Below are 10,762 nucleotides of genomic sequence, written 5' to 3'. Positions count from 1 at the left end.
GTGTCGCGCGGCCATGACCCTCGTGATTTCGCGCTGTTCGCCTTTGGCGGCGCCGGCCCGCTGCACGCAACGGCCCTGGCGCGCGAACTCGGCCTGCCCAAGGTGCTGGTGCCGGCGCGTCCGGGCATCACCAACGCACTCGGCTGCGTCGTCGCCGACCTGCGCCATGACTTCGTCAACACCATCAACCAGCCGGTGGCGGTGCTCGACGAAAGACAGCTTCATACTGTATTGGAACGACACCGAAACGAAGGTGAAGAGCTGATCGGCAAGGAAGCGGTGAAGCCGGAGACGATCCGCGTCACCCACTCCGCCGACATGCAGTTCGTCGGCCAGACCCACATCATCAACGTGGCGCTGCCGTCCTCATCGGTGACGCGGGCAACGCTGCAGCAGCTTTTCGAAAAGGCCTATTTCGCCCGCTTCAAGGTCGAGCTTCCGGAAATCCGCGCCAACCTCGTCAATCTCAACACCTCGGTCACTGGCGTGCGTCCGGCGATCGATCTGTCGCGGCTGATCGACCCGGCCGGGCGCGCAACAACGCTCGACGAGGCGCGGCGCGAAATCCGGCCGGTCTGGTACGCCGGCCAATGGCACGACACGCCGGTATACGCGCGTGAAAAGCTGCCGCTTGACGCTGAAATCGAAGGGCCGGCGATCCTCGAACAGGTGGATGCCACCACCGTGCTCGAACCCGGCGACCGCGCACGCAGCGACGCCGACGGCAACATCATCATCGACATTGGCGAGGCCTGAGATGCCAAATCTTGATAGGGCAAAGCTCGACGCCATCACCCTTTCGGTCCTCCAGGCGGCACTGCAGCAGGTCTGCGACGAGATGGACCTGACCTTCTCGCGCGCCGCCTTCTCGCCTGTCATCGCCGAGGCCAATGACCGCTCCGACGGCATCTATTCCGCCGTCGATGGTTCGCTGATCGCGCAAGGCAGCCAAGGCCTGCCGGTGTTCGTCGGCGTCATGCAATATTCGACCAGGACGGTGATCGAGATGATCGCCGACGGCCGTTGCCTGCCGCCGGAACCAGGCGACATCTACATCGTCAACGACCCCTATCTCGGCGGCACGCATCTGATGGATGTGCGCTTCGCCATGCCGGTCTACCGGGACGGCAAGATTTTCTGCTGGCTGTCCAACACCGGCCATTGGCCCGACATTGGCGGCTCGGTCCCGGGCGGATTTTCGGCCTCGGCGACTGCCGTGGAGCAGGAAGGCCTGCGACTGCCGCCCGTAAAACTGTTCAAGAAGGGCGTGCTCGATCCGGAGATCTACGCCATCATCTGCTCCAACATCCGCGTTGCCGACCAGCGCATCGGCGACATCCGCGCCCAGGCTGCGGCACTGCTGATCGGCCAGGACCGGCTCAATGGTATCCTGGATCGTTACGGTGATGAAACGGTTGTCGAGGCGATCGCCGAACTGCGCCGCCGCGCGGCCGAGCAGATGCGCGCCAACATCTCAGCCATTCCCGACGGCACCTACCATTCCAAGGCGTTTGTCGATTCCGACGGGGTGGTCAACGAGCCGCTGACCATCGCGCTCGCGGTGGAGAAACAGGGCAATACGCTGACCTTCGATTTCACCGGCTCGTCAAAGCCCTGCGCCGGGCCGATGAACAGTGTGCTGGCGACGACCTTGTCGTCGGTCTATCTCGCCATGCGTCACATTTTCCCTGATGTGCCGATCAGCGCCGGTGCCTTCGAACCGCTTGAAGTCAAGCGGCCGGAAGGCACTTTCCTCGACGCCAGATATCCACGCCCGGTCTCGGGCTGCGCGGCTGAAGTGTCGCAGCGCATCGCGGAAGCGGTGTTCGCGGCCATGGTGCAGGCGTTGCCGGACAAGGTGACGGCGGCGCCCGCCGGCTCCAGCGGCAATTTCGCGCTCGGCGGCAACGACCCGGCGCGCGGTCGCGATTACGTCATGTACCAGATCTCCGGCGGCGGTTACGGCGGAAATTCAGGCCATGACGGACTGACCAATGGCTGCTCGACCATCGGCATTTCCAAATCGCCGCCGGTCGAGATCATGGAACAGGCATTCCCGGTGCTCTACCGCCACTATGCCTTGCGCGAAGGTTCAGGCGGCGCCGGCAAGCATCGCGGCGGTTTCGGCCTCGCCTATGAGGTCGAAATCCTGCGCGGCGACGCCCGTGCTTCTTTCGTCATGGATCACGGCCGTTTCGGCCCCCAAGGCGCACTCGGCGGCAGGGATGGCGCGGTCAACATGGTGACCGTCTTCCGCAACGGCGAGGAACATGTACCGCCGCATTTGTCCAAGGAGCAGGACATCGCGCTCAAGGCCGGCGACCGCGTGCGTGTCGGCACGCCGGGCGGTGGCGGCTACGGCGATCCGCTGCAGCGCGATCCGGATCTGGTGCTGCGCGACGTGGCGTTGGGTTACTATACGATCGAGGAAGCCAACGAAAAATTTGGCGTTGTCCTCTCGGCAGGCGAACTCGGCATCGACCGGACAGCGACGAACAAGCAGCGCGCCGGCTAACGCACGACCAATCGTGAGGGCTTGGTCCGCTCGCCGCGCCGCGATCGCCGCAGCGCATGTCGTTTCCGTCTCCGCCGGGATCATGAAAGCCCGTAGACTTCCCGCTTTCAACGGGGAACTCGAACATGCGTCTTTTCGGTCGTTTCGTGCTTGCAGCTTCCGTCGCTCTCACCCTTGCCACGGGCGCCGCCTCCGCCCAGGACAAAAAACTCAGGATCGGCACCGAGGGCGCCTATCCGCCCTTCAATTACGCCAGTGCCGACGGCACGCTGGGCGGCTTCGACATCGACTTGGGGAAGGCGCTGTGCGCGCAGATGAAGGCCGAGTGCGAGTTCAGCGTGCAGGATTTCGATGGTTCGATCCCGGCGCTGCAGGCCGGCAAGTTCGACGCCATCATCAACATCACCATCACGCCCGAGCGGGCCGAAAAGGTCGAGTTCACCCACAAATACTACCAGACGCCGCCGGCCATCGCCGTACCGAAGGATTCGACCATATCAGGCTCCTCGCCGGACGACCTGAAAGGCAAGGCGCTCGGCGTGCAGACCGCGACCATCCACCAGAAATTCGCCGACCAGAAATATGCAGGCTCGACGGTCAAGGCCTATCCGACGGGCGAAGATGCCCGCACCGACATGGCCAATGGCCGCCTCGACGCGATGATGGACGGCTCGATCATCCTGACCGAGTGGTTGAAGAAGCCAGACGGCGCCTGCTGCAAGCTGCTCGGCACGCTGACGGCCGATCCGGCCATACACGGCCCCGGCGTCGGCATCGCCCTGCAGAAGGGCAACAAGGAGTTGGCCGACAAGCTCAATGCGGCCATCGACGCGCTGCGCGCCAATGGCAAGTACAAGGAAATCAACGACAAATACTTTTCCTTCGACGTCTACGGCAGCTGAGAACGACAACAAATGCCTTCCGGCAGCGCTGCCTGGCGCTGCCGTTTTTCATGAACGATGGAGACTTCCTTGGCTGAGCGGCGTTCCCCTTTCTACAGCAGCATCGTCGGGCTGGGCGCGACCATGGGTCGTGTCGGGGGCGATTTCATCTCGGCCAAAACTTATTCCGGTATTGCCGACGAGCACCTGAACACCCGCAGGAATGTCGGCGTGCAGGATCTCAGCACCATGGGCAAGATGGATATCAAGGGGCCGGAGGCCGAGGCGCTGGTCAACCATGTCATCGTCAATAATGCCGCTGCCATGAAACCGGGCCACGTCCGCTATTCCACGGTCTGCCGCGAGGATGGCGGCATCATGGACGACCTCACCGTGTTTCGGTTGGGCCCGGAGCACTTCATGCTGGTGACCGGCTCGGTCAACCGCCTGAAGATGCTGCCCTGGCTGCAGCATCACGCTCAGGGCCGCAAGGCCTATGTCACCGACATCACGGCGGCCATCGCCTTCCCGACCATCCAGGGTCCGCGCTCGCGCGAACTGCTGAAAGCGTTGATCGCGGATGCCGATCTGGATGGACTGAAGCGCTGGTCGTTCACGTCGGGCCATATCAACGGCACGCGGGTACTGATCTCGCGCACCGGCGTCACCGGCGAACTCGGCTTCGAACTGTTCGTGCCGGCCGACGAGGCGGCCTCTCTCTGGGACGCGCTGATGCGCACCGGCCGTGACTTTGGCCTGAAACCCTATGGCGTGCTGGCGATGTTCACGCTGGGCCTGGAAAAGGCCTATCCGGCGCACGGCATCGACATGGACGAGACCCGCACCCCGTTCCATGTCGGCCTCGACCGCTGGATCAAGTTCGACAAGGGCGATTTCATCGGCCGCGAAGCTTTGCTCAAGGTTCGCGACAAGGGCCTCGACGAGCAATGGGTCGGACTGATCCTCGACGGCGACAAGCCGGCCGCGGCCGATGCCAGGATTCTGGCCGATGGCGAGGACGCCGGCATCGTCACCTACAGCGACCACGGCTATTCCCTCGGCAAGGTGCTGGCCACCGCGCATCTGCGGCTGCCCTTCACGGCTGTCGGCACCGAATTGAGCATTGATATCGGTGGTAAGCCGACGCGTGCGGTGGTGGCTCCGATACCGTTCTTCGATCCGGAAGGGGCGAGGTTGCGAGGTTAGCTGACCCCATCGGGTGTTTCGGCCATTTTCAAGGTATGCGGGGCCGTCAACCCAAGCGACCGTCGAAACCTCTGCGGTAGCCGGAACGATCAGCTCTCGCCGTCGATCAGCGTCTCCAGCAGATCGAGCAACTGCTCGAGCTTTTCGTGGCCGAAGCGCTGTTCGATGTCGTCATAAATGACGCGACGCTCCGGCGACAGGGCGTCGATCAGGGCGGAACCGGCGGGCGCAATGGTTAGAACGACGCGTCGGCCGTCGCCTTCGGCCTTGTTGCCGGTGATGAATTTGCGGCCCTCGAGCGCCTTGATGATGCGCGTCAGGCTGGGCGGCAAAACCGAGGCGCGGTCGGCGAGTTCCGTCGCCTCGACCGGGCCGGCTTCGCTCAGCACGCGCAGCACGCGCCATTGCTGTTCGGTCACGTCATGCGCCGCAAGCATCGGCCGAAACCGCGCCATCACCGCTTCGCGGGCATGAAGCAGCGCCATTGGCAGAGAACGACGGGTGTTTTCAGGCAGCAAGAAAAAGAGCCTCCCACGCTTGCGATCGAAAACAGGCCTTCCCTCAGCCGAATCCGCCTGCCAGGGCCCGTTCCTGCCATCCCGTATCGTTGCGCCAAGGCCGATGCAAGACTTGACTTCGTCGGCGTTGCATGTAATTAACGCGTTAACTACAACAAAAGCAATAGACCAGGGAAACGCCGTGCCTCACTTCTCCATCGAGTATTCAGCCAATCTCGATGCCAAGGTCGACATGGGCGAATTGTGCGCGCTGGTGTTGCGCACCGTGCTGGACACCGGGCTGTTCGAGACCGGCGCCGTGCGGGTGCGGGCCTTTCGCGCCGAGGCTTACGCGATGGCCGACAGTCTGCCGGAAAACGCTTTTCTCGACATGTCGTTTCGCATCGGCACCGGCCGCAGCCCTGATGAGAAGAAGCGGACCGGCGAAGCCGTCTTCGCGGCGGTGAGCGAATATCTCGCCGGGCTGTTCGAGACCCCGCATTTCGCCCTGTCGCTCGAGATCCGGGAAATCGACCCGGAGCTGAGTTGGAAGAGAAACGCAATCCACCCGCGACTGCGCGGCAAGTGACGGAACCCGACATGTCCGACCTGCAAGGCAATCTGAACAAGGCCGAGGCCTATATGGACCGCTTCAGGCGCGATGGCGTGTTGAACCAGATCGGCGGCGAGGCGGTACCGGCGCTCGACGGCGCGACGTTCGAAACGCTGTCGCCGGTCGACCTGAAGCCGCTGGCAAGCGTCGCGCGCGGCGGAGCCGCCGACATCGACCGCGCCGCCAGGGCAGCCAAGGCTGCGTTTCCAGCCTGGGCCGCCATGCCGGGCGAAGCGCGCAAGAAGCTGCTGCACAGAATCGCCGACGCGATCGAGGCGCGTGCCGAGGAGATAGCCTTCGTCGAATGCATGGATACCGGCCAGGCGCTGAAGTTCATGGCCAAGGCGGCGTTGCGGGGTGCCGAGAATTTCCGCTTCTTCGCCGACCGTGCACCCGAAGCCCGAGACGGCGAGACGCTGCGGACCACGGGCCAGGTCAACCTCACCACGCGGGTGCCTATCGGCCCGGTCGGCATCATCACGCCGTGGAACACGCCGTTCATGCTGTCGACCTGGAAGATCGCACCGGCGCTGGCGGCCGGCTGCACCGTGGTTCATAAGCCGGCTGAATTTTCGCCGCTGACCGCCCGCCTGCTGGTCGAGATCGCCGAGGAGGCCGGTCTGCCGAAGGGTGTGTGGAACCTGGTCAACGGCCTGGGTGAAGATGCCGGCAAGGCGTTGACCGAGCATCCCGACATCAAGGCGATCGGCTTTGTCGGCGAGAGCCGTACCGGCTCGATGATCATGAAACAAGGCGCCGACACGCTGAAGCGCGTGCATTTCGAACTTGGCGGCAAGAACCCGGTGATCGTCTTTGCCGACGCCGATCTCGAACGCGCCGCCGACGCCGCCGTATTCATGATCTATTCGCTGAATGGCGAACGCTGCACCTCATCGTCGCGACTGCTGGTCGAAGCTTCGATCTATGAAAGCTTCACCGCCAAAATCGCGGAGAGGGCGAAGCGCATCGTCGTCGGCCATCCGCTCGATCCGAAAACGGTGGTCGGCCCGCTCATCCATCCGGTGCATGAGAAGAAGGTGCTGTCCTATATCGACATCGGCAGGTCGGAGGGGGCCACGCTCGCCGTCGGCGGCGGCAAGGTCGATGGGCCGGGCGGCGGCTGTTATGTCGGCCCGACACTGTTCACCAACGTCACCAACGGCATGCGCATTGCGCAGGAGGAGATTTTCGGGCCGGTGCTGAGCGCCATTCCCTTCAACGACGAGGCCGAGGCGCTTGCGCTGGCCAACGACACGCAATACGGCCTGACCGGCTATCTCTGGACCTCGGACGTCACCCGCGCCTTCCGCTTCACAGACGCGCTCGATGCCGGCATGATCTGGGTCAATTCCGAGAATGTGCGCCATTTGCCGACACCGTTCGGCGGCGTCAAGAATTCCGGCATCGGCCGCGACGGCGGGGACCATTCCTTCGACTTCTACATGGAGACGAAGAACATAGCCTTTGCGACGACGGCGCACGCGATCCAGAAACTCGGCGGCTGACCGGAGGAAATCAGATGCCCTTGCCCAAGCCCAATCTCTACCCCGCCTTCAACATCGTGCGCCTCAGCCATGTCGAGCTGGCCGTCACCGACCTCGCCAAATCCCGCGCCTTCTATGTCGATACGCTCGGCCTGCAGGTCACCGACGAGACATCGGACACCATCTATCTCAGGGCGCTGGAGGAGCGTGGGCACCATTGCATCGTGCTGAAGAAGGCGGCCACGGCAGAAGCGCGCGACCTTGGCTTCAAGGTCTTCTCGGATGAAGACCTCGACAAGGCAGTGCATTTCTTCAAGGACAAGGGCCTGCCGGTGGAATGGGTCGAGCGGCCTTACCAGTCGCGCACCTTCCGCACCCGCGATCCGCACGGCATTCCGCTCGAATTCTACGCTGAGATGGAGCGGCTGCCGCCGATCCACCAGAAGTATGCGCTGTACAAGGGCGTCAAGCCGCTGCGCATTGACCACTTCAACTGCTTCTCGCCCAATGTCGACGAGTCCGTCGCCTTCTACAACGAGCTCGGCTTCCGGGTGACCGAGTATACCGAGGACGCCAGCAGCGGAAGGCTGTGGGCGGCGTGGACGCACCGCAAGGGCGGCGTGCACGACATCGCCTTCACCAACGGCATCGGGCCGCGCCTGCACCATGTCGCCTTCTGGGTGCCGACGCCGCTCAACATCATCGACCTGCTCGATCTGATGGCAACGACGGGCTATTTGCCGAACATCGAACGCGGCCCCGGCCGGCACGGTATTTCCAACGCCTTCTTCCTCTATGTCAGAGACCCGGACAACCACCGCATCGAGATTTACTGTTCGGATTACCAGACGGTCGATCCGGACCTCGAGCCGATAAAATGGGACCTCAAGGACCCGCAACGCCAGACGCTGTGGGGCGCGCCGGCGCCGAAAAGCTGGTTCGAGGAGGGCAGTGTGTTTGCCGGAGCGAAGGCACGCCAGCCGGATTTGGCGGCTTCGCCGATCATTGCGCCTTAGACGGGAATTCAGAGATGATAGCGTTCCGTCACGCCCCCCTCTGTCCTGCCGGACATCTCCCCCTCAAGGGGGGAGATTGGCCAGGCCCATGGTCAGCGCCTCTCTTGCAGCGTTGGAAATTGGCGAAGGCAGAGATGACATCCAATCTCCCCCCAAGAGGGGGAGATGTCCGGCAGGACAGAGGGGGGCGTCGTAGAGCTCCGACCTCGCCGATATTCACCATCGCCGGAGCCGCAGCATGAACCACGCACGGCTCGCCACCTTCACCGTCGGCGGCAAGGTGCGCTATGGCGCGATATCAGGCAACGGTGTCGTCGACTTGTCGGCGCGCCACGGCCAATGGCCGACGTTGCGGGAAGTGATCGAGGCCGGCGCCTTGCGGCGGCTGGCGGAAGAGGCCGAGGCGTTTGCCGCCGATTTTCCGCTCGACGCCATCGCCTATGAAATCCCGATCCCGTCACCGGAAAAGATCATCTGCGTCGGCGTCAACTACCCCGACCGCAACGAGGAGTACAAGGACGGCCAGGCAGCGCCCTCCAACCCGTCACTGTTCATCCGCTTCCCCCGCTCCTTCGTCGGCCATGGCGCGCCGCTGGTGCGGCCGCCGGAATCACCGCAGCTCGACTATGAGGGCGAGATCGTCATCGTCATCGGCAAGGCCGGCCGGCGCATTGCCGAGGCCGACGCGCTCGGCCATATCGCGGCGCTCTCGCTGTGCAATGAAGGCACCATCCGCGACTGGGTGCGCCATGCCAAGTTCAACGTCACGCAAGGCAAGAATTTCGACCGCAGCGGCTCGATCGGCCCATGGCTGGTGCCGTTCAGCGACGAGGCGCAGATCGCCGACATCGCGCTGACCACCCGCGTCAATGGCGAGTTGCGCCAGCAGGACCGCACCAGCCGGATGATTTTTTCCTTCCGCAAGATCATCAACTACATCTCGACCTTCACCACGCTGGTGCCGGGCGATATCATCGTCACCGGCACGCCGACGGGTGCTGGCGCCCGCTTCGAGCCGCCGATCTGGCTGAAGCCCGGCGACGTGATCGAGGTGGAGGCCGAAGGCATCGGCGTGCTCAGAAACGGTGTCGTCGACGAGGCAGCGCAATGACCCCGGAACAGGTGGAGGACGCCGCGGCACAGCTGTTCGAGGCCGAGCGGTCGCGCCGCCAGATCCGTCTGCTCAGCCTCGATTTTCCCGATGCGACGATGGAGGACGCCTATCGCGTGCAAGCGGCGCTGGTGGCGCGCAAGATCGATGCCGGGCTGAAGCCGAAGGGCTGGAAGATCGGGCTGACATCGAAGGCAATGCAGTACGCGCTTGCCATCGACACGCCGGATTCGGGCGTGCTGTTCGACGACATGTTCTTCCATGACGGCGCGACGGTGCCGGCCGGCCGCTTCATCCAGCCGCGCGTCGAGGCCGAGATCGCCTTCGTCATGAAGGCGCCGCTGAAAGGCCCCGGCGTGACCATCTCCGACGTGCTCCACGCCACCGACTACATCACACCGGCGCTGGAAATCCTCGATACGCGCATCGAGCGCGTCAATGCCGAGACGAAGAAGGTGCGCACCTTCTTCGACACGATTTCCGACAATGCCGCCAATGCCGGCATTGTCATCGGCGGCCGGCGGCAACGTCCTGATGAGGCCGACATGCGCTGGATCGGCGCCATCGTCTCGCGCAACGCCGAGGTAGAGGAAACCGGGCTTGGCGCCGGCGTGCTCAACCACCCGGCCATGGGCATCGCCTGGCTGGCGGACAGGCTCGCCCGCTACGGCATGTCGATCGCGGCTGGCGAGGTGGTGCTCTCTGGATCGTTCGTGCGCCCGGTCGAGGCGCGGCCCGGCGACACGATCGTCGCCGATTTCGGCAGTTCGGGCACGGTCAGCATCCATTTCGCGAAGGGCTGATGACCCGCCAGTTCTTATTGATCGGCCCTATTCGCCACGCAGATAGGCAATCACCACATCGGCTGCGATGGCCGACATACGCTGGCCGACATCCCTGGTGATGTCGCCTTCGACGCGGCTCTGCACCCAACCGAGGAAAGCAAAGGCACGCAACGCCGAAAACAGCGGCAGCGCGGCGATGTCGCGCGCGGTCAGTGCCCGCTCCTGCCGATAGCCCTCGAGCAAAGCGGCCTCGATCAGCGGATAGATCGCCTCATCGCGGTTCTGGTAGAGCGCGACGGCAAGGTCGTACATGTGCCAGCCATGGCCGCAATCGTCGAAGTCGATGATGCGGATCGCGCCGTCATGGACGAGCACATTCTCGCGCACCAGATCGGCGTGGATGATGCCGAAATTGCGGGCGCTGCGTTCATGCTCCGACAGCGCCTTCACGGCCTTTTCCCGCGCCTGGAAAACCAGCTCGCGATGAGGGCCGTCGAGGAAGGGCGAGGTCTCGAAGCGGCCCCAATTCGGGTTCGCGCCGAAGAAGCCATTGAAAACCCAGGCATGGCGGGCAAAGCCGGCGGGCGGCGTCCAGGCAGACGTGACATTGTGCATGTGGGCGATGGTTCGGCCCATCGCGGTAAAGACCTGTCT

Annotated in this window: 11 protein-coding genes; 9 read left to right on the top strand and 2 right to left on the bottom strand. The window is 63.8% G+C overall.

Features of this window, described 5'->3' with window-relative positions:
• From EN984_RS08785 to EN984_RS08770, 4 genes are all read left to right on the top strand, one after another.
• Nucleotides 1-756, top strand: a 756-nt coding sequence (locus EN984_RS08785; protein WP_281057269.1) for a hydantoinase/oxoprolinase family protein, incomplete at its 5' end; no start/stop codon positions are given.
• Between the two features lies 1 nt (nt 757).
• Entirely contained in the window at nt 758-2,515 is a 1,758-nt protein-coding gene (locus EN984_RS08780; protein WP_127267819.1) for a hydantoinase B/oxoprolinase family protein, read from the top strand.
• A gap of 125 nt (nt 2,516-2,640) precedes the next feature.
• The gene (locus tag EN984_RS08775) at nt 2,641-3,417 is read left to right on the top strand and encodes an ABC transporter substrate-binding protein (protein ID WP_127267820.1); all 777 of its coding nucleotides are present in this window, start codon (nt 2,641-2,643) and stop codon (nt 3,415-3,417) included.
• Between the two features lie 69 nt (nt 3,418-3,486).
• Entirely contained in the window at nt 3,487-4,602 is a 1,116-nt protein-coding gene (locus tag EN984_RS08770) for an aminomethyltransferase family protein (RefSeq protein ID WP_236383079.1), read from the top strand.
• Between the two features lie 89 nt (nt 4,603-4,691).
• Here the strand turns inward: EN984_RS08770 and hpaR are convergent, their stop codons facing one another.
• The gene (gene hpaR / locus EN984_RS08765) at nt 4,692-5,087 is read right to left on the bottom strand and encodes a homoprotocatechuate degradation operon regulator HpaR (protein WP_245480046.1); all 396 of its coding nucleotides are present in this window, start codon (nt 5,085-5,087) and stop codon (nt 4,692-4,694) included.
• Nucleotides 5,088-5,301: 214 nt separating this feature from the next.
• On the opposite strand from hpaR, the gene EN984_RS08760 reads away from it, so the two are divergent.
• The 5 genes from EN984_RS08760 (at nt 5,302) to hpaH (ending at nt 10,126) form a co-directional block, all read left to right on the top strand.
• On the top strand, nt 5,302-5,688 hold the full coding sequence (locus EN984_RS08760) for a 5-carboxymethyl-2-hydroxymuconate Delta-isomerase (RefSeq protein WP_127266759.1): 387 nt from the start codon (nt 5,302-5,304) through the stop codon (nt 5,686-5,688).
• Nucleotides 5,689-5,699: 11 nt separating this feature from the next.
• Nucleotides 5,700-7,217 carry a 5-carboxymethyl-2-hydroxymuconate semialdehyde dehydrogenase gene (hpaE, locus tag EN984_RS08755; protein WP_127266758.1) on the top strand — a complete coding sequence of 506 codons (1,518 nt, stop codon included), beginning with the start codon at nt 5,700-5,702 and terminating at the stop codon, nt 7,215-7,217.
• A 14-nt stretch (nt 7,218-7,231) separates the two neighbouring features.
• The gene (gene hpaD, locus EN984_RS08750; protein ID WP_127266757.1) at nt 7,232-8,212 is read left to right on the top strand and encodes a 3,4-dihydroxyphenylacetate 2,3-dioxygenase; all 981 of its coding nucleotides are present in this window, start codon (nt 7,232-7,234) and stop codon (nt 8,210-8,212) included.
• A gap of 238 nt (nt 8,213-8,450) precedes the next feature.
• Nucleotides 8,451-9,323: a fumarylacetoacetate hydrolase family protein gene (locus EN984_RS08740; protein ID WP_127266756.1), complete on the top strand. Its 873-nt coding sequence runs from the start codon at nt 8,451-8,453 to the stop codon at nt 9,321-9,323.
• Nucleotides 9,320-10,126 (top strand): 2-oxo-hept-4-ene-1,7-dioate hydratase, encoded by an 807-nt coding sequence (gene hpaH, locus EN984_RS08735; protein ID WP_127266755.1) that lies wholly within the window; start codon nt 9,320-9,322, stop codon nt 10,124-10,126. Before EN984_RS08740 ends, hpaH begins: the two co-directional genes overlap by 4 nt.
• A 27-nt stretch (nt 10,127-10,153) precedes the next feature.
• Here the strand turns inward: hpaH and EN984_RS08730 are convergent.
• A partial coding sequence (locus tag EN984_RS08730; protein ID WP_164765411.1) for a phosphotransferase occupies nt 10,154-10,762 on the bottom strand: 609 nt, incomplete at its 5' end.

Source organism: Mesorhizobium sp. M7A.F.Ca.CA.004.12.1.1 (assembly GCF_003997835.1).
Lineage (GTDB): Bacteria > Pseudomonadota > Alphaproteobacteria > Rhizobiales > Rhizobiaceae > Mesorhizobium.
The sequence above is the reverse complement of the archived record's forward strand: the minus strand, read 5'-3'. Positions and strand labels throughout refer to the sequence as shown.